The organism is Bradyrhizobium sp. LA2.1 (genome assembly GCF_040547725.1).
In the GTDB taxonomy this organism is placed as follows: domain Bacteria; phylum Pseudomonadota; class Alphaproteobacteria; order Rhizobiales; family Xanthobacteraceae; genus Bradyrhizobium; species Bradyrhizobium barranii.
Window position 1 is genome coordinate 219326 of the sequence record NZ_JBEPQI010000001.1, and the last position, 22312, is coordinate 241637.

Annotated in this window: 24 protein-coding genes; 7 read left to right on the forward strand and 17 right to left on the reverse strand. The window is 62.2% G+C overall.

The window, feature by feature from the left end; translation table 11 throughout:
- Positions 1–96: 96 nt before the first annotated feature.
- Positions 97–906, reverse strand: a complete 810-nt coding sequence (locus tag ABIB95_RS00910) for a LytTR family DNA-binding domain-containing protein (protein ID WP_354237582.1) — start codon at positions 904–906, stop codon at positions 97–99.
- Between the two features lie 120 nt (positions 907–1026).
- On the opposite strand from ABIB95_RS00910, the gene ABIB95_RS00915 reads away from it, so the two are divergent.
- Both ABIB95_RS00915 and ABIB95_RS00920 read left to right on the forward strand, forming a co-directional pair.
- On the forward strand, positions 1027–1998 hold the full coding sequence (locus tag ABIB95_RS00915) for an alpha/beta hydrolase family protein (protein ID WP_354237583.1): 972 nt from the start codon (positions 1027–1029) through the stop codon (positions 1996–1998).
- Positions 1999–2733: 735 nt separating this feature from the next.
- Positions 2734–3126 (forward strand): hypothetical protein, encoded by a 393-nt coding sequence (locus ABIB95_RS00920; RefSeq protein WP_354237584.1) that lies wholly within the window; start codon positions 2734–2736, stop codon positions 3124–3126.
- A gap of 404 nt (positions 3127–3530) precedes the next feature.
- On the opposite strand, the gene ABIB95_RS00925 is transcribed toward ABIB95_RS00920, so the two are convergent.
- The 7 genes from ABIB95_RS00925 to ABIB95_RS00955 form a co-directional block, all read right to left on the reverse strand.
- Positions 3531–3944, reverse strand: coding sequence for a hypothetical protein (locus tag ABIB95_RS00925; RefSeq protein ID WP_038943760.1), 414 nt, complete (start codon positions 3942–3944; stop codon positions 3531–3533).
- 306 nt (positions 3945–4250) lie between these two features.
- Positions 4251–4697 (reverse strand): bleomycin resistance protein, encoded by a 447-nt coding sequence (locus tag ABIB95_RS00930; protein ID WP_354237585.1) that lies wholly within the window; start codon positions 4695–4697, stop codon positions 4251–4253.
- Between the two features lie 313 nt (positions 4698–5010).
- Positions 5011–5340: a GcrA family cell cycle regulator gene (locus ABIB95_RS00935; RefSeq protein ID WP_028155869.1), complete on the reverse strand. Its 330-nt coding sequence runs from the start codon at positions 5338–5340 to the stop codon at positions 5011–5013.
- 83 nt (positions 5341–5423) lie between these two features.
- A complete protein-coding gene (locus tag ABIB95_RS00940; protein WP_354237586.1) occupies positions 5424–6065 on the reverse strand; it encodes a glutathione S-transferase family protein in 642 nt (213 codons plus the stop codon).
- 151 nt (positions 6066–6216) lie between these two features.
- Entirely contained in the window at positions 6217–6396 is a 180-nt protein-coding gene (locus ABIB95_RS00945; protein WP_063984236.1) for a hypothetical protein, read from the reverse strand.
- 151 nt (positions 6397–6547) lie between these two features.
- Complete coding sequence (locus ABIB95_RS00950) at positions 6548–6853, reverse strand: hypothetical protein (protein ID WP_354177073.1); 306 nt, start codon at positions 6851–6853, stop codon at positions 6548–6550.
- Positions 6854–6996: 143 nt separating this feature from the next.
- A complete protein-coding gene (locus ABIB95_RS00955; RefSeq protein WP_063986511.1) occupies positions 6997–7212 on the reverse strand; it encodes a dodecin family protein in 216 nt (71 codons plus the stop codon).
- Between the two features lie 272 nt (positions 7213–7484).
- Here ABIB95_RS00955 and ABIB95_RS00960 point away from each other — a divergent pair, with 272 nt between their 5' ends.
- Complete coding sequence (locus ABIB95_RS00960) at positions 7485–7877, forward strand: cupin domain-containing protein (protein WP_063984238.1); 393 nt, start codon at positions 7485–7487, stop codon at positions 7875–7877.
- 886 nt (positions 7878–8763) lie between these two features.
- On the opposite strand, the gene ABIB95_RS00965 is transcribed toward ABIB95_RS00960, so the two are convergent.
- The 5 genes from ABIB95_RS00965 to ABIB95_RS00985 all read right to left on the reverse strand — a co-directional run bounded on the left by ABIB95_RS00965 (position 8764) and on the right by ABIB95_RS00985 (position 13064).
- Positions 8764–9471, reverse strand: a complete 708-nt coding sequence (locus ABIB95_RS00965; RefSeq protein ID WP_354237587.1) for a hypothetical protein — start codon at positions 9469–9471, stop codon at positions 8764–8766.
- Positions 9468–9905, reverse strand: a complete 438-nt coding sequence (locus tag ABIB95_RS00970) for an acyl-CoA thioesterase (RefSeq protein WP_354237588.1) — start codon at positions 9903–9905, stop codon at positions 9468–9470. The genes ABIB95_RS00965 and ABIB95_RS00970 overlap by 4 nt, the downstream gene beginning before the upstream one ends.
- A complete protein-coding gene (locus ABIB95_RS00975; protein WP_354237589.1) occupies positions 9905–10813 on the reverse strand; it encodes a fumarylacetoacetate hydrolase family protein in 909 nt (302 codons plus the stop codon). Before ABIB95_RS00975 ends, ABIB95_RS00970 begins: the two co-directional genes overlap by 1 nt.
- Before the next feature lie 43 nt (positions 10814–10856).
- Positions 10857–11963: a cupin domain-containing protein gene (locus tag ABIB95_RS00980; RefSeq protein WP_354237590.1), complete on the reverse strand. Its 1107-nt coding sequence runs from the start codon at positions 11961–11963 to the stop codon at positions 10857–10859.
- A 78-nt stretch (positions 11964–12041) separates the two neighbouring features.
- Complete coding sequence (locus ABIB95_RS00985) at positions 12042–13064, reverse strand: carbon-nitrogen hydrolase family protein (protein WP_354237591.1); 1023 nt, start codon at positions 13062–13064, stop codon at positions 12042–12044.
- Between the two features lie 127 nt (positions 13065–13191).
- Here ABIB95_RS00985 and ABIB95_RS00990 point away from each other — a divergent pair, with 127 nt between their 5' ends.
- The 4 genes from ABIB95_RS00990 (at position 13192) to ABIB95_RS01005 (ending at position 18045) form a co-directional block, all read left to right on the forward strand.
- Entirely contained in the window at positions 13192–15351 is a 2160-nt protein-coding gene (locus ABIB95_RS00990) for a thiamine pyrophosphate-dependent enzyme (RefSeq protein WP_354237592.1), read from the forward strand.
- Positions 15348–16913: an indolepyruvate oxidoreductase subunit beta family protein gene (locus tag ABIB95_RS00995; protein WP_354237593.1), complete on the forward strand. Its 1566-nt coding sequence runs from the start codon at positions 15348–15350 to the stop codon at positions 16911–16913. The genes ABIB95_RS00990 and ABIB95_RS00995 overlap by 4 nt, the downstream gene beginning before the upstream one ends.
- A gap of 155 nt (positions 16914–17068) precedes the next feature.
- On the forward strand, positions 17069–17563 hold the full coding sequence (locus ABIB95_RS01000; RefSeq protein WP_085401716.1) for a MarR family winged helix-turn-helix transcriptional regulator: 495 nt from the start codon (positions 17069–17071) through the stop codon (positions 17561–17563).
- Positions 17563–18045, forward strand: a complete 483-nt coding sequence (locus ABIB95_RS01005) for a MarR family winged helix-turn-helix transcriptional regulator (RefSeq protein ID WP_028153094.1) — start codon at positions 17563–17565, stop codon at positions 18043–18045. Before ABIB95_RS01000 ends, ABIB95_RS01005 begins: the two co-directional genes overlap by 1 nt.
- 81 nt (positions 18046–18126) lie before the next feature.
- Here the strand turns inward: ABIB95_RS01005 and ABIB95_RS01010 are convergent, their stop codons facing one another.
- From ABIB95_RS01010 to ABIB95_RS01025, 4 genes are read right to left on the reverse strand one after another with little or no spacing between them, the layout of a single operon-like run.
- Positions 18127–18855, reverse strand: coding sequence for an SDR family NAD(P)-dependent oxidoreductase (locus tag ABIB95_RS01010; RefSeq protein WP_085401717.1), 729 nt, complete (start codon positions 18853–18855; stop codon positions 18127–18129).
- A gap of 2 nt (positions 18856–18857) precedes the next feature.
- On the reverse strand, positions 18858–20474 hold the full coding sequence (locus ABIB95_RS01015; protein ID WP_354237594.1) for an ATP-dependent acyl-CoA ligase: 1617 nt from the start codon (positions 20472–20474) through the stop codon (positions 18858–18860).
- Between the two features lie 7 nt (positions 20475–20481).
- Positions 20482–20958, reverse strand: a complete 477-nt coding sequence (locus ABIB95_RS01020) for an aromatic-ring-hydroxylating dioxygenase subunit beta (protein ID WP_354237595.1) — start codon at positions 20956–20958, stop codon at positions 20482–20484.
- The gene (locus tag ABIB95_RS01025) at positions 20955–22295 is read right to left on the reverse strand and encodes an aromatic ring-hydroxylating dioxygenase subunit alpha (RefSeq protein ID WP_354237596.1); all 1341 of its coding nucleotides are present in this window, start codon (positions 22293–22295) and stop codon (positions 20955–20957) included. Before ABIB95_RS01025 ends, ABIB95_RS01020 begins: the two co-directional genes overlap by 4 nt.
- Positions 22296–22312: the final 17 nt, after the last annotated feature.

A 22312-nucleotide genomic window follows, 5' to 3' on the forward strand; every position in this document is an offset into this window, starting at 1 on the left:
GGCAGTGTAGCCGCTCACTTCCGTTATTGGCCCCAACCGACGTTGCCACGCTGCTGCCGACCGCCAGCTTTTGACCCACAACGGACATGGCCTCCGTCATAGGGGCAATATTTCTGTTTCGGTGCTGCGGCCCCCCGTCGAGCTCTCGTTCGTCAACCAGCCCGCCTCCCGCACGATGGCGACGGCTGACCGGGCGACGGGGGCCGTGATTCCATTGACGAGCTGCAGTCGCAGATTGCGGCCCTCGGTAATGGCCCGCACAACCGCCTTCCTCGCGACCCACCAGGAGCGATGTACCTGCAGCCCATCGGCATTTTCGAGCGCCATCATCGCCTGGTTGAGCGTCGCCAGTACAAGGCGAGAGTTGCCGGCGGTATGGACGCGTACATAGTGGTCCTCCATCTGCAGGCAAAGCACCGCGGAAGGTGGCGCACCGAGTAGCCCGAAAGCAGTTGGCGGCGCTTCGCCGGCTTCCTTGGCCTGTTGCCGGCGATGTAACCGGGCCTGCATGAGAAGGGTGAAACCCAGCACAATCGGCAAGGCGGTGATCAGCCCCTGCAAGTACCAATCGAACGGTCGTAAGATTTTCAGGAAGGGCCATATCGATACGGCGATCGACGCGACCCAGATCTGGAATGGCGAGTTCAGGATGACGACGCCGAGGAGGATCGACATCCAGGTCATCGCCGGGTTCAGGCGGAGCCGCAGCACCACCCGGATGAGCGATCCGAAAAGGAGGATTCCGGGTAAGAAGCAGGCGAGTTGAAACACCACGCGCTGCCAGGCCGGTCCGTTCAGATAGCTACCAAACGGTCCGATCAGGCCGAAAAAGATGGCGCAGACGCTCGCGATCGCGAGGTCAACGGCCCAATCCCGCAGAAAGTCACTCCGGCGCGCTTCACTCATAAGGCCATTATAGTGGCGGTTTGCCCGCCGGCGAACCCATTCGCCCGTTGGCGAACAATTGCTGGCGCAGGCCTGTGCCGTTTGCTGGATCCTTGGCGTCCCACTCGCCGAGAGGTTCCCATGCGCTACACGATTGCATATTTTTTCGCCGTACTCATCGCAGTCACCGCCGGCCAGGCCGACGCCGCGGTCGGGTTCCGGCATTTCAGCATCGACGATCCGCAAGGCCCACCTATCGAGGTGGGCGTCTGGTATCCGACCACGATGACCCCGAAGCTGGAGGCGGTCGAGACCGATCAACAGATGGTCGCCCGCGACGCGCCGGTTGAGGGCACCGGTCTTCCGCTGGTGGTCATATCTCACGGTCACGGAGGCTCCTACGCCGGGCACCTCGACACCGCCACGGCCCTGGCCAATGCAGGGTTCGTCGTCGCCGCTCTTACGCACAATGGCGATAGCTGGCGCGACCAAAGCCGTCCTACCGCAATCTGGGAACGGCCACGGCAATTGAAGCTGCTCACGGATTACATGCTGGGCGCGTGGAGCGACCACGCCCGCCTCGATGCCAGTCGCGTTGGCGCGTTCGGCTTCTCGGCTGGCGGCTTGACGGTGCTAGCGGCCGCCGGCGGCGAGCCGGACCTTCGGACCCTTCCGAGTCACTGCAAGGCGCATCCCGCCTTCGAAGACTGTCAGATCATGGAAGAGCACCCATTGCTGCCGGATACCGATATCGTCTGGACCCGCGATCCGCGAATCAAGGCGGTGGTCTCCGCCGCGCCCGCTCTCGGTTTTGCCTTCGGGACCAACGGTCTGGCGGCGGTCCTCCAGCCGGTGCAGCTCTGGCGGGCCGAGGATGATCAAGTGCTACCACACCCCTATTATGCGGAAGCCGTTCGGCTCGCGTTGCCGACGCCACCCGAGACGCACGTCGTGGCTGACGCCGGGCACTACGACTTTCTGAAGCCGTGCTCTGCGGACCTGGCAACCCGCATGCCGGCAATCTGCACAAGCAAGCCGGGCTTCGACCGCGCTGCGTTTCATGAGCGCTTCGATCACGACATCGTCGCCTTCTTCAAGCGGACGCTGCAGTAGCAGGTTTTGAAACGGGATGTCCGTTCTTGGCCGTTAGTTGACATTCCCGCGCTCAGAGCGAACGTCCCCTCGTGACCAGAAGCGGACATTACGGATATTGGGGCTGTGGAAATCGACGTGACTCAATGCTCACCTCCTGAGTTGCAAGCGGAACGACGCAAAGCATGAAGAGCGGCACAGGGTCGCTGCACCCATGTGCCCCGTGCTTCATCCGAACAACAGGAGAATTGCATTTTTCACAGCGCATTCGGTCAGGACAGCTGACGGTGCGCGCTGCGTATTCCGGGCATGACGCTGACGTTCGCCGCGTTCCATGCTATTATGCTAATATTCCAGGTCGTTCGGTCGAGCCTTGTATTGAGGTCAAAACCGATGATTGGAGCCACCATCCCCACATACTTCGTCAGTCCAAGGCGAAGCATCAAGAAAGCATGATCACGTTGACGCTCCGCGCCGGCGTGCAAACTCGATTTGACAGGAGAAAGCATACGCAGGTCGATTTCAACTCGCGGCAGTTCACGGCGGAGACCTGAACCGCCGCTTGATCTAAGGAGGCACTCATGAACTCCATCAACGTGCGCATAGTCCCCACAGTCACCGCAGCGATGAGACTCACTAAAGCAACGGCTTTTGCTGCAGCGCTCGTGTCCTTTGCCCCCCGCGGCTGTCGCAGGAGAGCCGATTGAAAAGAAGGGGACTACTCCTTATGTGACGCACTTTATTTTTCGGCCCTTGATGAGCATTGACACCGCTGAACTCGGCAAGGCCACTACGCTGGAGGCGGTCGGGACCACTCAAAACATGAAGGGAGAGAAGATGCTGGACAAGATGTCAGCACGCTGCGTGGCGCTGAACGTCGCGTCCGGAGACAAGAAATACATTGACGGCGCTTGCGTGCTCGCCGACAGCGACGGCGACAAGATTTTCTCGACCTTCGATACTCGAGACCTCGACAAGGCCCAGCCGAAGATGGATTGTGGAACGCATATCATCACCGGCGGCACCGGCAAGTATAAGGGCATCACCGGAAGCGAACCATTTGCGTGCATAGCTATGCCTGCGCTGGCTGGCTCTGGCGATTATTTTGCGATGGACATCCCGCACAACACGTCCTGGGAAATCAAATGATCCTGAACCCGATGTCGCCGTAAAGACGGTTGTTGAGGCGGCCATCAATCGCTGAACGAGAGCCTAGCCCACCACAGCTGGGCTCTTCTTCTGTTCGTAATTTGGGTCAGATGGTCCGCGTGTGGCCCCAAGCGGTCGACCCGGCATGTCCGCTAGATGTCCGCTCCTTGGGGGTGAAGCAGACTTGATATGCTCAGCCCGAGTTCTTCCGGGTGTGACCCGAAGGCGAAGTCGCCGCTGTCCGTTTGCATGTCCGTTAATGGGGAGCTGAGCCGACTCGTTGTGCTCGCGGCGAGTCTTTCCGTTGATGAGTGCGGCCCATCGCCTAGGTTGCGGTATCCAATACGTCGCTGAGCGAGGCGCCGATCATACGTCCGGCGGCAGTGGATAGCATTGTTGCCTGATCAGTCATTCGCGCCGACGTCCGTAAAAAGGAACCCCGCCGGCGTCTTGGTAAAGACGAAGATGAGCTCGCCGCAGAAGACGAAGTAATTGTCATTGTTCTCCTGATCGCGATCGTAGACGGCCTTGCCGCGCTGGATACACGCGCGATTTTTCGGCGTGAACGAGGTCGGATAGGTCTTGGCGCGAAATTGCGCGGCGTCGCGAATTGCGCTGTCGTTCATGAACGGCAATCGTGTCATACCGGCGACGGCGGCGGAATCGTTTGTCCTCAGCGCCGCGCGAAACTTCTCGATGAAGCCATCGAATTCCTTCTGCAAGGCAGGAGAAGCGACGGCTTTCTTCGGCGCCTGGGCGACGGCTGGAGCAAGGTTCACGAGAGCGGTTACGAGCATAATTCTCAGCAAAAATCCCACGGGTCGGCTCCGTCCATCGTCCAATCAAGGTCTTCCGACCGATCCAAATCCGTGGTGTTCTGTTGCGTCAAGGACTTTCTGGCTCGCCGGCGCAGCGTTAACCCCGCCCAGGCGTGGACCAATAGCATTTGCCGGAGCATGCGCTGGCATGTTTTGCCGCGCTCGCTTATGGCCCTTAGCCGAAGGTCAATTGAGCGCGTGTCATGTCGGCTGTCAGGGGCAAACCGGACGCCGATACAGCTTGGCGCCCACTGCTGCTTTTGACCCTAAGCGGACAATCTCCAAGTGGGATTGCTGGGTCGAAAGCTATCTTTTTCCCAAGTCTTGCGCGAAACGCAGAAGGTAGCCGTCGGGGTCCTGCACCAAAAACTGCCTGTTGCCTCGCTCCTCACCGGCGATCCGATACCAAGCATCGTGACATTCCCTGAAGAGCGGCCATTGTGCCTTTTCCAAAGCATCGAGAAGTGGCGCGACGGAGCCGACAAAGATTTGGAAGTTGATACCGCGCCCCAGTGGTCGTTCTAAAGCACCAGTTTGCCAATGGCCGCTGTGCTGTCTGAGCATGACCTGCGCACCCTGAAACTCCAGGTACACAAATCGACTTTCAGGCCGCTGATAGGCGATACGGAAACCAAGGAGGTCGCACCAAAAGGTCGTGCTCTGTTTGAGGTCGAACACATCCATTTCAGGGACCAAGTGAGCAAAACCGCCAGTCGGTAATCTGTCTTCTGACACAGCCATAGCCAGCAACATCCTCACTCGTGTCGTGCTCGCAAAAGATCGACCCAATTCTGATGATGGGCAATTCTAACATATCTTCCCGTGTTGGGGCTGTCTGATAGACAAGCGGCTGTCGAGGCGATGTCTGCTTTTGGCCCGTTTGAGACCTGGCGAGGGGTACTAGAGATGTCCGCTCACTGGGGCTGACCGGAAGTCGTCTCGGGAGAACCAAACCGACGCGATTGACCCGAAGCAGACCAAGGCTTGGGGAATGGTCACGACAGCCGAACCGTTCGAGTTGGACCAGGGCACGGACGCGGAGCGTAACGCCCGTCGTGGTTAGCGCTTAGCCAGTGTTCCTGACCGCCTCAGCTAGAATGGCGTACAGCTGCTGCTTGCTGAATTCCTTGGGCTGCTGCTTCTCTGCGGTGCTTCGCGACACCTTCTTTTCTACTCGACGTACCAGGGCGGCCGACGACGCCGGCCTTGGCTTCGGGGGCGGCCTTATCTTGGGTCTTGCTGTTGGCGGCTTGTGGCCACGCTTCAAGCCCGAACGGGTTAGCATCCCGCAGACCGCGTTACGGCTACACCCGAGACGGCGCGCAATCTGTGCCGCGCTCTGTCCTGCGGCCCAGAGCCTTTTGAGCAGCGCTACGTCTTTCGCATCCCAGCCCATGGAGAGATTATAGCGCGGACTGGCCGACACTGGCTAGTCCAGGCCGCTCGTGGGAATCCCTTCTATGGATTCACGACTTGGCTCTACAACGCCGGTGATCGCTCCGCCCAAGCCTTGGTGGCTTGGCAGATTTCCATCGCCCGGGCGTAGGCGGGGCGTGCCGTCGTGCGGGCGAGATAGGCACGCTCGACTGAACCCAGGGTATAGTTGCTGGTTCGCAGACCAAGCAGGAGAGCGTAGCTCACTGAAATGTCAGCAGCAGTGAACCGGTCTCCGGCGAGAAATGGACGATTTGCGAGACGCTGGATGACCAATTCCAGCCGGCTATGAAAGGTCTCCAGTGCCCAGATTGTGACCCGGGCGTTTCGCTCTGCTGCGGGGGCGAATGCGCGACCGACGATGACGGCGTTCATTGGTCCAGCGAGCCCAGCCTCTCCCAAATGGAGGAATTGCAGATAGGCAGCGAAAGCCGGATCATCCGGGGCGACGGCGAGCGGGCTCGGGCCGTGGCGGGCGAGCAGGTATTCGAGGATCGCGATCGACTCGACCATGATCATCTCGCCGTCCTGCAGCGCCGGGATAAAGCCGGCGGGGTTGATCGCAAGAAAATCGGGATCATTCTCGACAGCGAACAGATCGACCGGGCGCAGCCGATAAGCCACCCCCAATTCCTCGAGCAGCCAAACGACACGGAACCCACGACCTTCGCCATAGACAGTGAGCATACTTCAGCGTCCTTACGTTGGCTTAAGTGCCTTAATTCGCAGGAGCGAGATTTCCACATCTGCTGCTATCGCTCCGACACGATATGCACAAGGTTCGTCGAATACACGGCATCATGCAGCGCCGGTCCTCCTCGCTTTATGGGTTCACGGCCTAGTCTTCATCCGGCTCGCGTACGACCGCCGGTTCGTCGGCTTCATCCTCCTCTTCGTCGCCCTCTTCGTCCTCCTCGTCTTCATCAGGATCTCGGGGCGGCATCGCGGTGCCCATAGCTACGAGCGGCGTCCAGACGGTCGCTGTGATAAAAAATGCTTCGAAATCGTGTTGCCTCATGTTGTTACTCCTCGAAAAGCATGAGCAGTCGAATATTCCTGACCGACGACATCCGGATGTCCAGGGCGCGATCGCCCCTGCGCGACGGCGATCAGATCCACAGAGTGGCAGGGGCCGGCACCCCACACAACTGGCGGCGTTTACGAGTACTTCATGCCGAGGACGCATCAGGTTCCATATTTACCAACACTTCGCCGGCAGTGATTTCGGGATCCCCAAGATCGAGGTCATGCAGACTTGCTTGAATAAACTCCATTATCCTGGCGTTCGCTGCATTCGCGCTTTCGCGGTCCTCGAATATCATCACGGCGACACCGACGCCGTCGCCCCCATCCAGCACGTAGTAAGATCTGAATCCGTGCGATTGCTTCAGGATCTGACCGACGCCGCTCTTGGCGCGGCGAGCAGCGTCCGCGACCGAACGAACCCTGGTGTACTTGCGAATGACGATGTACATGAGGCCACCACGCGTTGCAGTTCCCGTCCCACGCATCAAAGCATACCGGCTCCCGGTCGGACCAGGGCGCTGCTTCCCGAATGGCCGCGCGCCTTTCTCCAGCGAGCCAACCTCGCCCCGCAAGCGGGGCGAGGTGCCGAGGCTCAGGACCCCTCGAACTTGAACGAGACGTTGAGCTTGGCGCGATAGGACTCGACGTTTCCCTTCTCATCCAGTTGCATATCGAGCTTGACGACCTCTGCAATGCGAAGATCCCGGAGAGTTTTTGCAGCTTGCCCGACCGCATTGGCGGCCGCCTTCTCCCATGAGTCACTGCTGGTACCGATCAGTTCAATGACCTTGTAGACGCTATCAGGCATATCGTCCTCCCGTTCGGTCTGAAGCAGGAAGCAGGTGCTCCCCACCGTTGTGAAATCTAGCATCAGGATGTCGGCGCTGATACGACGCGATACGGTCCCGGACGCCGCCCGGGGGCCCGATAAGGACAAACCGCATTTGGCGGGGATGGCGGCTTTTGGCCCGAAGCAGGCCGTCGCCCGTAGCGGACCATCCCATCAGAGCCGTGATCACCCTCGCCGCGGTCATGGTAGGGTGGTCTTGTTCTTGCTGGCGAGCCAAAAGGTGACAGCCGATGAAGTGTCTTCGGATATACGCAACCCCGGACGGTGAATCTCACTTCGGTGAGGTGGAAATCCCCATGACGGCAAAGCTGACCGTCGCTCCCGGTGCCAAGCCGTTTCAGGTGTCCCAGCGCTATCCCGCGTCAAGCATGGAGGTTACTCAAATTCCTGCCGGTATGCGACAGGTCGATTGGCACACCGTTCCCGCGCGGGTATTGACTGTGAGACTGACTGGCGCGGTCGAATACGAGACGAGCGACGGCGAGGTGCGGCACGTCTCTGCGGGCGAGTTCGTGTTGGTGGAGGACACACACGGAAAGGGCCATCTGTCTCGTCATTCCCCAGACGAGCAAACCGTTCTTTGGATCAGGCTACCCAACGGCCTCGATTTGCCGTCCCCATAGTTCGCAGGGATCGCCTTCGCCCACGACGCCGAAAATCTGCAAATGGGCTCATCGCCGACAAGGCGGGCCGCGGCTGTTGTCAGCATCTGCCCCAAAGCGGACGTCAACCGTCGATGCCGGCAAACCCGCTCGGTGACCACGGTCGCTATGCCTCTGTTGGTGTCGGCTGCAATCCTAAGGGCTCGCGTGGCGCTGAGCGGGAGGCGATGGCAAGACTCGGAATCGCGCCCCATCGTGTCGAATAGAGGCCGTGCCGAAACCGGCGTCGCTTGCGCCAAGATGTAGGATGGGTAGAGCTCTTGCGAAACCCATCGCCCCCGGCACGCCGATGCAGCGCCCGTGTCATTCTTTAGCTCGATGCCGTTGCGAGGATCAGGTTTGATGGGTTTCGCTTCGCTCTGCCCATCCTACGAACTACGTCAGTGTCAGCACGCCTTAAAGGTGGGACGGCACCCCTGCCGCCATGAATAGCGGCCGTCACAACGGTTGCACTTCCATAAAAAGCCGTTGTTACACTTGATCCTGGTGATGCAGTAGTTCTTGTATGCTGCAGGCGATTGCGCTGAGGCAGAGGCGATACTGAGCGCAAGTGCTCCGACACTCATGGTCGCAACCAGGGCGACGAGAGCAAATGGTTTCGCTATCGTAGTCATGGTCGGTCCCTCCCTGGAGGCATGACAATCCCCGCATCAGAGTCGCCCCACGTTGCGATGATAGCAGAATTCACACGAGCAGGCGTTAAGATTGCTGGGTAATTTCGTCGCAATCTTGGGGTGTTTACAAAGGCTACCGGCATAGCGAGTCCGGCGTGATCTGACGGCCAAAGCGGACATCTGGCGATCCATCTCAATTCACGGCTCACGCCGTCGTTTTCACGCTCTCGGCTCTAGCGCTTCGGCCGCACCACCCGCGTCAGCATCGGAAAATGCTTGTTGCCGCCTGCGAATGGCGGGAACTGGACGAAGTCTGCGCGCATGCGCTGGATCACGTCGGAGCCGAGCGCGTGCGCGAGGGCTTGCGGGCTGTCGAACACCAGCTTGTTGCGCTGCATGTGCTCGACCCGCCGCGACGGCAGCCGGTCGACCCAATCGATCCGGGTGTAGATCTCGATCTGGCGAACGTCAGGGAAGGTTCGCATGATCGATGGATGATGCTCCAGATAATGCAGGTTCCAGGCGTTCATGTCCTCGGCCGGGCCGGGATAGTGCACGAGGTAGCTGCACGGAGTGGTCGTGCCTGCCGGATGTTCGGCGACGTCGACGGGAAACGCGCGCGTCAGCATCACCTGGTGCGTGACGTCCAAGCCGGTGAGGCTCGCCAGTCCGGCCCCCGTCGCGAGACCGGCAAGGATGCCACCGCGGTCCATTGCCGCCTCGCAGGCGAGCAGGTCCGGAAACCGCAGTTGAAGCGCAAACACCGGGCCAGAGCCATCGGCCTTGTAGGGATGATCGACGGACTCCTCGAGCGGCGTGAACAGCAAGCCCTCGGTCATATCTGGGATCGATCCGACCAGCTTCGCTACGGCGACGACCTTGTCGGGATGAATGCGCCGTTCGCCTGCCGGATCAGAGAATGTCATGAACAGCGAGATCATGCGGGCGTTGCCTCGGCGCCCTCGCCCACGCTCACATGTGCCATCAGCGCGGCGCGAATGTCATCGGGCCACGGGATCGCATGGTGATCCACCAGCGACGTCGCGGCCAGGATCTGGCGCGCGCGCCAGCGCATGCCGTTCGCGCCGGAGACGACATGCTCCAAATGGAGCGACGATCCGCCGACCCGGCTAATGCGCAATCCGAACGTCAAGAGATCGCCGAACATCGACGGCCGGGAAAAGTCGCAGGACAGATGCACCGTGGGCGTCCCGATTTTCCGGACCGTGATCAGCTCCGGCCATGGAAATCCAATTCTCGCCCAGAAGTCTTCGACGACCCCGTTGAGGATGTTCAGGTAGGACGGGAAGTACGCGATCCCCGAGGGATCGCAGTCTCCGAACCTCAGCTCGCGATCGAACGAGAACGACGTCATCAGATCGCAACGACCGGATGCCTGATGACACCGACCCCGTCGACCCCCGCTTCCACCACGTCACCCGGCCACAGCCATTCCTGGGGAGTCCTGCCGGCTCCGACGCCTTCCGGCGTTCCCGTAGCGATGATGTCGCCCGGCTCCAGCGTCATGCCCGATGAAATATCCGATATCAGGATCGGAATGTCGAAGATCATGTATTTGGTGTTGGAGTCCTGCTTCATGACCCCGTTCTTGGTCAGCCACAGCCGCAGGTCATGCGGGTCGGGAATTTCGTCCGCGGTCACGATGCAGGGGCCGAACGGCGCGTAGGTGTCCATGCCCTTGGAGAAGATCCACTGGCCGGCGCGGCGATTGTCGCGTGCGGAAATGTCGATCATCACCGAATAGCCGAAGACGTGGTCCATCGCCTTGTCGGTCGCGATGCGGGTTGCGGTCTTGCCGATGATGACGGCGAGCTCGACTTCCCAGTCGAGCTGCTGCGTCATCTTCGCATTGTGCTGGATCGCGCCGCCGGGGCCGATCACCGACGTCGGCGGCTTGGAGAAGACGACCGGCTGCTTCGGCAGGTCCTTGTCGGTATCCAGGCTCTTGGCGGACTCCGCCACATGCGCGCGGTAGTTCAGGCCGATGCCAAAAATGTTCTTTCGCGGACGCGGGATCGGGGCTTGCAGCTTCACATCCTCGACCGGAACGGCGGCGCCGGCCGGCAAGCGTCCATTGCCATTGTCCAGGCATTCCCTGAGCGCCGGCAGCAATGTCACGCTGTTGTCGATGAACGACAACATGTCGCTCGGCCATGCAAAGCCATGCGACGCACCGAGGTGCTCGACGTCCACGACCAATCCGTCAACGAGGACCCCGAGGCGGGCACCACTGGAGCCCAAGGTGTAGGTAACAAGGCGCATGAAGCTTTATCCGGCTCTTTCGGTTGAATTCTGTGCCGGGACGTCAGGCCGCGACTGGCTGATGGCCGGCGTTGTCGCCATAGGCCTCTTCCCGGTAGAAGCCGAGGCTCTCGATGACGGGCAGATCGTTGAAGCAGAACAGGCAGGCGTCTTCGCTGCCCGAGGCATTGCCGTGCTCATGCCAGGCCCAGGAGGGAACGCAGAAGATGTCGCGCTCCTGCCACTCGAACCGCTGGCCGGCGATGATCGAATAGCCGCGCCCCTTGGCGACCTGGTAAATGAAGCTGCCGGTGTGCCGATGCGACTTCGTCTTCTCGCCCGGCCGCAGCAACTGCATGCTCGCGCCGATCGTCTGCATCACGTGCCCGCCGGTGACCGGATTGACGTAGTTCATGAGAATGCCGTCATAGGGCGAACCGTCGGTCGCGGCGGCATATTTGCGCAAGGACTCGTAAGTCGGCTCCCACTCGTATTTGAACATGGGAGAATAGCCCTTCGACCATTTCGAATCCGCCGGCCGAAGCCCGGGATTGCCCCAGGTCTTGGTCATGTCGTCCACGGGATAGCCGGAGTCCTCCTGCTGCACCTTGGGATGGACCGCGAAAAAGTTCGCCTCCAGGGCGTTGACGAGCGGGATGTCCAGGCCGTCCTGCCAGATGCAGACCGAGCCGTTGGCTTCGACGCCATGCTCGTGCCAGGTGCCGTTCGGCGTGAGCACGAAATCCCGCGCCCCCAGCGTCATCTTGTGACCGTCGACGATGGTGTAGGCGCCCGAACCCTCCATGATGAAGCGGAGGGCTGAAGCCGAGTGCGCGTGCGCGGTTGCGACCTCGCCGGGATGCATCACCTGCAATCCCGAATAGAGCCAGCCGACCGCTGCCGACACATCGCGGCGGCCGGGATTGTTGAGATAGATGACCCGCCGCCCCGCCTTCTCCGGCGAGACCAGCTCGACCGAGCGCAGCACGTGCTCGCGCAGATCATTGTAACGCCAGAGCACGGGAACGGAGGCCGATTGCGGCGCCCACGGCTCGATCTTGTTGGCGACCGTCCACAAGGCGCCGGCTTCGTACTTTTCGAGGTCCTTGTAGTAGGCCTTGAGCTCGGGGGTATCTTCGACATTGGCCCGGCCGACGACGTTCTCGCGCATCCTATCCTCCAAGTCCTGTCCCACGAAGTCCTGTTTGACGAAGTCCTGTCTCACGGCGTTGCATCGCGTCCCGAACCGTCACTCCGATTTGCCGGGAATCGACGAGAAGCCCGCCTGCTCGTCCCCCGCGCTACGCTCGGCTTCCGTCAGGCCGAGCGGCGCCAGAGGGCGGCGGTTGACTCGCAAATCGAAAATATCGAACCGGTTGTAGTGCCCGACGATGTCGTGCATCTGCTTCGGCTGGATGCAGCGGTCGAGATCGATGTCGGCGTAGACGATGCCTTCGTCGTCGATCAGGGGATCGCCGACCACGCGGCCGTCAGGTCCGATGATTCCGGAGAACGCGCTCGACTTGCGCTGCAGGCGCGCACGCGCGTCGGGAACGACCGTTTCCATCGCCGTGATGATCTCCTCCGACACGGTCGAGCAGGAGACGATCGTAAAAATCTTGCCCTCAAAGGAATGTGCGATCGCGCGCAACTTGATCGCCTCCGCCATGTCGTAGTCGGGGGGCGCGACCGGAAGCGAGATGTAGCTGGCGACATGCACGAGCTCACCCTGTCCCAACAGCGCAAAGCGCGCGAGCGTGTTGGTGTTCTCGCCGCAGGCGAGGCCGCCGAGACGCCCGATCTCGGTATCATAGACGCGCAGGCTCGATCCGTCACCGCCGGTCCAGGTCAGCTTCTCCGCCCAGGTCGGCACCAGCTTGCGGTGCTTGCCAAGCACCGCGCCGTCCGGCCCGATGAAAACCAGGGTATTGTAGATCGCGCCCAGCGACACCGGGCTGCGCTCGTTCACGCCGAGCACGACGTAGCATCCGGTATCGCGCGCGGCCTTCCTGACGACATCGACCTCCGGACCCGGCACCAGCACCGATGCCTTGGCGAGCTTCTCGAACCATGCGCTGCCCGTGCCGGGGTCGGTGATCCAGTTCCAGTAGGGATAGCCGGGAACGAACACTTCGGGGAACGCGACTAGCTTCGCGCCATTGGCTGCGGCTTCACGGACCAGTGAAGCTGCTTTGTCGGCTGTCGCGCCCGGGTTGAGATAGACAGGTGAAGCCTGGACGGCGGCGGCTCTAAAGCGAGGCAGCTTCAGCATTGGCCCTACCCTGTCGCTGGCTCATGATCGCCTTGCCGGAGCAGAGGTCCGCAAGCGTGATAGCATGGCGCGGCGTTGACTTACTTCACATGTAAACGTATGCTATCGCATATTTCTGGAGGGTGCAATGGCTGAACGGTCTTTTGCTCGCGAAGTCGAGGATCTCCGGCTCGGCGATGGCGATACGTTCCGCGGCGAAGGCATCCTCGCCATCACCAAGGCGCTGCTGCAGTCCGGCGTCGCCTATGTCGGCGGCTACCAGGGCTCGCCGATCTCGCACCTGATGGACGTGCTCGCCGACGCCAAGGACGTGCTCGACGATCTCGGCGTCGTGTTCCAGAGCTCCGCCAACGAAGCGGCCGCAGCCGCAATGCTGTCGGCCTCGGTGATGTATCCCCTGCGCGGCGCGGTTGCGTGGAAGTCGACGGTCGGCACCAACGTCGCCTCCGACGCGCTCGCCAACCTCGCCTCGGGCGGCGTCACCGGCGGCACCATGATCATCGTCGGCGAGGACTATGGCGAAGGCTCCTCCATCATGCAGGAACGGACCCACGCCTTCGCGATGAAATCGCAGATCTGGCTGCTGGACCCGCGCCCCGACCATGAATGCATCGTCAATCTGATCGAGAAGGGTTTTGAGCTCTCGGAATTCTCGAACACGCCGGTGATGCTCGAGGTTCGCGTCCGCGCCTGTCACATGCACGGCACCTTCGCCTGCAAGGACAACGTCAAGCCGGCGCACACCATCAAGGATGCGCTCAACAACCCCAGGCGCGACGTCAACCGCATCGTGCTGCCGCCGGCAGCCTATGAGCATGAGCAGGAGAAGATCAAGACGCGGATGCCCGCGGCGATCGGCTTCATCCGGGACAACAAGCTGAATGAATGGATGGGGCCGAAGCAGGGCAAGGTCGGCATCATCATGCAGGGCGGCATGTACAACAACGTGATCCGCGCGCTGCAATATCTCGGGCTGTCGGATGCCTACGGCAACACACAGGTTCCGCTCTACATCATGAACGTCACCTACCCCGTGATCGACACCGAGGTCGCGGAGTTCTGCGTCGACAAGGACGCCGTCCTGATCGTCGAGGAAGGCCAGCCGGAATATCTGGAGCAGGCGATCAACACCGTGCTGCGCCGCAGGGACATCCAGGCGCGCATCCATGGCAAGGACGTGCTGCCGATGGGCGGCGACTACACCGCGCAGGTCCTGCTCGGCGGCGTCAGGGACTTCCTGGAGAAGACCGAGCCGCGGCTGCTCGGCAACCGGCCGCCGGCGCCGGACGCCGTTCCCGTGCTCAATCACCCCGCGGTCGAGAAGCTGAAGCAGGTTGTGCCGGCGCGCCCTCCCGGGCTCTGCACCGGGTGCCCGGAGCGGCCGATCTTCGCCGCCATGAAGCTCGTCGAGGAAGAGCTCGGCCAGCATCATGTCTCGGCCGACATCGGCTGCCATCTGTTCTCGATCCTGCCGCCCTTCAATATCGGCGCGACCACCATGGGCTTCGGCCTTGGTCCGGCCTCGACCTCGGCCTTCAACGTCAAGGCCGACAAACGCTCGATCGCGGTGATGGGCGACGGCGGCTTCTGGCACAACGGACTGACCAGCGGCATCGGCAATGCCGTGTTCAACAAGCACGACGGCGTGTTTGTCATCGTCGACAACTTCTACACCTCGGCGACCGGCGGTCAGGACATCCTGTCGTCGCGCGCGACCAACAAGCGGCGCGACACCAATAATTCGATCGTCAAGGCCGTGAAGGGCATCGGCGGCCAGTGGGTGCGCCAGCTCGACCGCACCTATGATGTCGGCAAGATGCGCGACACGCTGAAGGAAGCGCTGACGACCAAGGAGGAAGGCCCCAAGGTCATCGTCGCCTCCTCCGAATGCATGCTCAACAAGCAGCGCCGCGTGAAGCCGCAGATCAACAAGGCCATCAAGGACGGAGTGCGCACCGTCAAGGAGCGCTTCGGCGTCGATGAGGACGTGTGCACCGGCGACCATGCCTGCATCCGGCTCTCGGGCTGCCCGTCGCTTTCGGTGAAGCAGCTGGACGATCCCTTGCGCGACGATCCGGTTGCGGCGATCGACAATTCCTGCGTCGGCTGCGGCAATTGCGGCGAGGTCTCCGAGGCCGCCGTGCTCTGCCCCTCGTTCTATCGCGCGGACGTCATTCACAATCCGACCGGCTGGGACAGGTTCAAATCCAAGGTCGCGATGGCCGTGATCGGCTGGTTGCAACGGCGGCGTGATCGCCGGCGTCCGGCGCTCGAGGCATTGGCATGAGAGACGAGACGGTCCGGCTGGCCCTCCCCGCCGCCGGCGAGGCAACCGAGCGGCCGATCTCCATCGCGATCGTCGCGATGGGTGGCCAGGGTGGCGGCGTGCTGACCGACTGGATCGTTCAGCTCGCCGAGAACCATGGCTGGGTCGCGCAATCGACCTCGGTGCCCGGCGTCGCGCAGCGCACCGGCGCCACGATCTACTATATCGAGGCGATGCCGCCGCTCGACGGCCGCAAGCCGATCCTGTCGTTGATGCCGACGCCCGGCGACGTCGACGTGGTGATGGCGGCGGAATTCATGGAGGCCGGCCGGTCGATCCTGCGCGGCCTCGTGACGCCGGATCGCACCACGCTGATCGCATCCAACCACCGCTCATTTGCGATCGGCGAGAAGATCGCACCGGGCAACGGCATCGCCGACGGCGGCGCCGTCACCGGCGCCATCGGGGTAGCCGCCAAGTCCGAGATCATCTTCGATCTGAACGCGCTGGCGATCGCGCATGGCAGCGTCATCTCGGCCGCGATGTTCGGTGCGCTCGCGGCAGCCGCTGTGCTGCCGTTCAGCCGCGACAGCTATCTCGACGTGATCCGCGCAGGTGGGAAAGGCGCCAAGGCTAGCGTGGAGACGTTTGAAGCCGCGTTTGACCGGGTCAAGACCGGCTCACCCGAGGTCGCAGCGCCAGCGCCATCAAAGCAGGCCGATCACGTCCCCTCTCCCGCAACGCCCGATCCAGAGCTTGCCGGGCTCATCGCAAGACTGAAGCAGGAGCTGCCCGAGCCTGCGCTTACCATGGCCCGCGCTGGCTTGAGGAAGGTCGTCGACTTCCAGGACGTCGCCTATGGCGCCGAGTATCTCGACATTCTCAAGACGTTGCACACCGCCGACCGAAACGCCGGCGGTGGTGCGCGCGCCTATGCCTTCACGGAAACCGCGGCAAAGTACCTCGCCAACGCCATGACCTATGACGACGTCATCCGCGTAGCCGACCTGAAGACGCGCGCCGGTCGCCGCGCGCGCATCGAGAGCGAGCTCGAGATGTCCGAGGGCCAGGTGCTCCAGACCACCGAGTTCATGCATCCGCGCATGGAGGAGGTCATGGGCGTGCTGCCCGCGGGCTTCAGCCGCTGGCTCGGCGCGCGGCCGCGCCTGCTCGGCTGGCTCGATCGCCGCGTCAACCGGGGACGCCGGGTGCGGACCTACTCGCTGCCCTGGTTCCTGACGCTCTATGTCGTGGCCGGACTACGCGGCCTGCGACGCCGCTCGCTACGCCACGCTATCGAGACCGCGCATCGGGACGGATGGCTCAAGGCCGCGACCGACGCGGTCGCCACCAACTACCAGCTCGGTGTCGAGATCCTGCAATGCCGACGCCTCGTGAAGGGCTATTCCGATACCCACAGCCGCGGGCTGTCGAAATTCGACAGGACGCTGGCGGCAATCAAGCTGGTCGAACGGCGCGAGGATGCCGCCGATTGGGCGCGCCGCCTGCGCGAGGCCGCGCTGAAGGACAGCGCTGGCAAGGAGCTCGACGGCGTGATCCAGACCATCAAGACTTTTGCATGATTCCATCGGAGGGGAACGCCGGAGTGGATTGCCGTTCGACCCCCAAGACGTCAGGATCAGGCGACTTGACTACGATTCTCAAATTGTTAATCGGAGCGAAAGACCCGCGATAATCCCTCCAATCGACGAGACATCTTGTACTCGATGGTCATGCAATGCCGGCAGCACTCAAAGAGAACATTGTTCCCGTCCCTGGGCAGATCGAAACCCGGCTCTGGCTCCAATTGCTATCGCTGCATGGCGAGCTGTTCGCGTCGCTGAATTCGATGCTGAACTCCGAGTTCGGCCTGTCGCTCGCAAAATTCGACGTGCTGGCCCAGCTCGATCGCTACCGGGATGGCCTCGCGCTCGGGCAGCTGTCGCAAAATCTGAAAGTCACCGGCGGCAACGTCTCGGGGCTGGTGCAGCGTCTTCTCGCCGACGACCTCATCAGCAGGGAAATGTCGAGCGAGGACCGGCGGTCCTTCATCGTGCGCCTGACGCCGAAGGGCGAAGCGCTGTTCAGGAAGGCAGCCGACGTCCACAAGAAGCATCTCGGCAAACGGCTCGAGAATGTTTCGGCCCGGGAGCTGGACGGTGCGCTGTCCGTACTGAAATCCCTTTCTTCAAAACTTCATACCGAGAGCAAGAAGCAAAGTCGCAAGAGATAATGGCCAGAGAATCCAAGAGCAGATGGAAGTCGGGTCCGCCGAGGACGCGGGACCAGCTGCAAACCTACATCCCGTATCTGTTCAACCGGCTCGCCAATCGCTGGAATCTCGATCAGAACCGCGACCTGAGCGACCACGGCATCAACAATGTCGTGTTCCGGACGCTGTCGGTCCTGTTCATCTACAAGACCCTCACCGTCAACGAGGTCGCCGTTCTCGCGGTGACCGAGCAGTCGACGGCGAGCCGCATGGTCGAGTCCATGGTGTCATCGGGCCTCGTCAAGCGCGAGATCGCGGAGGAAGACCAGCGCCGCCGCGTCGTGGGTCTGACGGCGGACGGCGAGGCGCTGCTGCGCAAGATCTGGCCAATCATGGCGAGCAACTACGACAAGCTGATCGAAGGCATCGAGCCCGACGACATCGAGGTCTGCGCGCGCGTGCTGGCCAAGATGGTCGAGAATATCCGCCAGAACCAGATCTGATCTTGTTTATTGGAGCACGATCTTTTCGGAAAGCCGCTTCACACTTTGCGCTAACGCGGCCCTCCGGGTCCGGATCATGCTCTACGGACCAAGGCCGACCAGGCTGGTGCCGCCGCAGACATAGAGCACCTGGCCGGTGACGAAGTCCGAGCGTTCGTCGAGGAAGAAACTGATGGCGTGCGCGACATCCTCGCGCGAGCCGAGCCGCCCCACCGGCACGTTGCGCGCCATCCGCTCCTGCTGCTCGGAGCCCTTGGGAATGATGCCCCAGAAATTGTCGGTCAGGATCGGCCCTGGCGCCACGACGTTCACGGTGATGCCGCTCGCGGCAAGCTCGAGCGCCCAGGTCCGCGCCATGCCGTGCACGCCGGCCTTGGTCGCGGAATAGGCCGACCGCGTCGCCGCGCCCATCGCGGCCCGCGAGCTGACGAACACGATGCGGCCGAAGCGGCGCGCACGCATCCCCTCCAGCGCCGCCTGGGTCAGCAGCATCGGCGCGCCCAGATGCAGCTGCGCCAGCATCAAAATGTCTTCCGGCTTAGCATCGGGCAGCAGGTTCGGCAGGATCACGCCGGCATTGTGCACGAGGCGATCAACGGCGTGATCGCGGCAGATCTCCTGCGCGATCGCGCGAGTCTCCTCGATATCGGAGAGATCAGCGCGATAGGCCGCGAGCAGATCATGCGTCCAGTCCGGCTTCTCCAGCCCGACCGAGATCACGCGCTGCCCGCTCTCGACGAGCCTTTTCGCCAGCGCCTCGCCGATCCCCGAATTGCCGCCGGTGATGAGTGTGGTGCGGATCTCGCTCATGATCAAACCTGCCGCCGCTTGAGGTCGCGAAGGTCGAAGAACGCACCGTCAGACATCAGCCTGGCGACGAAATCCTTCAGGCCGCCGCGCTGGATCTTCTCGGTCGCGGTCAACGGCAGGCTGTCGACGAAACAGATCCAGCCCGGCGCCTTGTAATAGGCCATCTGCTCCAGGCTCCAGCGCACGATCTCCTCGGCGCGCGCGCGGTCGGCACCGGCCGCCTCGGCGATGATGACCGCCGCAACCTCGTCGCCGCGCACCTGATCGGGCGTCGCGGCAACCGCGGCCTGCCTGATTGCGGGATGGCGGTTGAGGACGGACTCGACCTCGACTGCGGCAATGTTCTCGCCGGAACGGCGGATCACGTTCTTCTTGCGGTCGACGAAATGGAGGTCGCCGTCCGCATCGCGCGACACGATATCGCCGGTGTGCAGCCACCCGCCGGCCCACGCCTCGGCGGTGGCGGCCTCGTTCTTCAGGTACTCGCGGAAGAAACCGTAACGCGGGTCCGCACCTGCGCGCCGCACCAGGAGCTCGCCCGGCGTCCCGACCGGCGCGTCGTCGCCGCTGTCGTCGACGATACGAACGTCGACCTCGGGGGCCGGACGTCCGAAACAGCTGGTGCCGATCTTGCGCGGCTCGACATTGACGGCGATGACGCCACCACTTCCCGTCTCGGTCATCGCCCAGGCCTCCAGCAGCGGAAAGCCGAAGCGCTCCTCGAACGGCGCATGCAGGAGCTTGTCGACGCCGGCGCCGAAGCCGAAGCGCACGGTGTGGGCGCGGTCCCGCTCCGATTGCGGCGCGCTCATCAGCATCGAGGGCATCACGCCGAGATAATGCAGACAGGTCGCGCGGCTGTCGCGAACGGACGCCCACCAGGTGCGCGGATGGAAGCGATCGAGCATGGTGAGGCTGCCGCCGACGGACAACATCGCCATCAGCGACACCGCCATCGCGTTCATGTGAAACAGCGGCAGCGGCGTGATCATGCGCTCACAGTCGGGCTTGAGATCGATCAGCCCGCCGACATCGCGATACCAGTTTCCGGAATGCAGGAAATATGTGTTGGTGAGCACGCAGCCCTTGGGCTGTCCCGTGGTTCCAGACGTATAAAGCAGCGCGCATTCGCTCGCGTTGCTTCCGGCGGTCGAAGGCCGCGCACTTCCGAAGGGTACGGGAACGTCGTCCTGATCAGTCACGACCGGGATCGGCCGGCCGGCCTGGCGCGCCGCGGTCTCGACCTCGTCGCGCCGCTCGGCGAGGACGAACGCCGCATTCATCTCGGAATGCGCAATGATGTATTCGAGCTCGCTGATCCGCAAATCGGGATTGATCGGTACGGCGGACACGCCGAGCCCGTTCAGCGCGAACCACAGCTCGACGAACGCCGGCCTGTTCTGGAGCAGCAGCCCGACCCTGTGGCCTTCGCCATAGCCCCGGCTTGCAAAAGCCGAGCGCCAGCGCTCGACCCGGTCGAGCATGGCGCGGTAGGAAATCTCGCCTGCCGCGATGCCATAGATATCGGCGGTCTCCGGCAGCACGTTGAGGAAGCCCGCCTCCTCCCGGCGAAGGGCGGTCTCGCGAAAGCGGGCGTAGACTGTGGTCGCAGCGGTCAAGGCGTACTCACATGAAAAGCTGGATGTTGCCGAACGGCGCGTCGAAATTGACGAGATCGACCCGCTTGAGCTTGATCTTCATGGCATCGCCGACCTCTACGAATTCGTGCGACGCCCATCCCGAATAGCGCTCCAGCAGATCGCCACGGGTCTCGGTGTAGATATAGGACGTCCGCGCCTTGTAGACGCCCGCAGCCGGGTCGCACGCCACGATCCGTGGCGCCTGGAGAAGATGATGGCAACGGCTCTTCGGCTTCTGGCTGAAGGTCCGCTCGCCGGAGAGCCGCTCGACGCGGACCTTCAGGAGCAGCAGATCCTCGTACATCAACGAGGGCTGGAGCACCGGGTCCTGCTGCTGCCATTCGAGCGGCATCCAGTAGCGCCCTTCGGCGTGAAACAGATCGAGCCAGGCCTGCCATTGCATCGTGTCGAGCAGCTCGGCTTCCAGATAGATAAAGTCCGTGATGGCCTTCTCGTCGATCATTCCGCGGCCTCGGCACGCTTGTCCATGTCCATGGTCATGAATTTCGACCAGGCGTGGAACTGGTTTCGCATCTGTCGCTCGGACGTGCCGTTGATCACGGCCGTGACGTCCTGCTCTTCATGGTTCTCGTAGAGGCGCCGCAGATTGACCCATTGATTGCCGTTCGACTTCAATCCTTCCTGCGCCCGCTCGTACATTTCGAGATCGTCGTGCCCGACGATCGAGGTCGGCGCGTTGATGAAGCGGTTGTACATCAGCGCCCGCTCGTAGAGCTTGTCCGGCGCGCCGACCAGACGATAGACCCAGCTCTCGACCAGCGTCCTGTCGACCGCGATCGGGATGAAATTGCGCAGGATCTGCACGGCGCCCTTGACCATGATGTTCGGGAAATACACCGTGTTGTGCCTGACTTCGCCGAGGATCTCGTGCGCCCGCTCCTCGCCATAGGCTGCGACCATCTGGCCGAGATAGCCTTCGATATCCGAATAGTTGGAATGGATGGAGTTGGCGACGCCGGTATGGCCATGGCCGTTCGGCCAGATCCTGATGCCGCTCTGTTCGTAAAACTCGTACGGGCTCATGAAGGGACCGTAGAGCTGCACCGCCATCGGCGTCTCCGTGGAATCGCCCTGCTCGCGCTTCCAGACCTTGACCGCGGTGCCGGCCGAGCTCTCATGCGCCACCATCGGATGGCAGGTGTCGGTCTGGTTCTCGACCAGCATCTTCCAATTGCAGGTGTGCATGTAACGGATCGGCGTCGCCTGGACAGCGAGCTTCCCCTCCGGCGAGCGGTCGACCATGTTGTCGATGGTCGAAAGGCTCTCGCCGAAATAATCCTCGAAAGACACGCCGTCGTCGCTCAGGCGGGCGAAGATGAAATCGCGATAGATCACGACATTCCTGACCTTCGACAGTCCCTCATTCGCTTGCGTGTCGCCAAAGCCGGTGCCCTCGTAGCCCTTTTTCAGAGGGATCGCGAGCAGCGAGCCGTCGGTCTTGAACGACCAGGCGTGATAGGGGCAGCGGAAGAACTTTCCGGTGTTGCCGCAGGGCTCGGAGGCGATCTTCACGCCCTTGTGCGGACAGCGGTTGTAAAAGACGTGGATGGAGCCGTCGGTGTGGCGGCTCGCCAGCACCGGCTGACGGCCGATATTGGCGGTGATGAAATCGCCGGGCTTTCCCAACTGGCTTGCATGCCCGACATAGATCCAGCTGTTCGGAAACAGGTGCTCCATCTCGAGCTCGAAGATCTCGGGATCGACATAGACGTCGCGATGCACCTCGGCCTCGCGCACCAGCGCCGCGATCGCATCGGCATTCTGTCCGTATTTCGCCATGACGTCCCTCGCCTCCC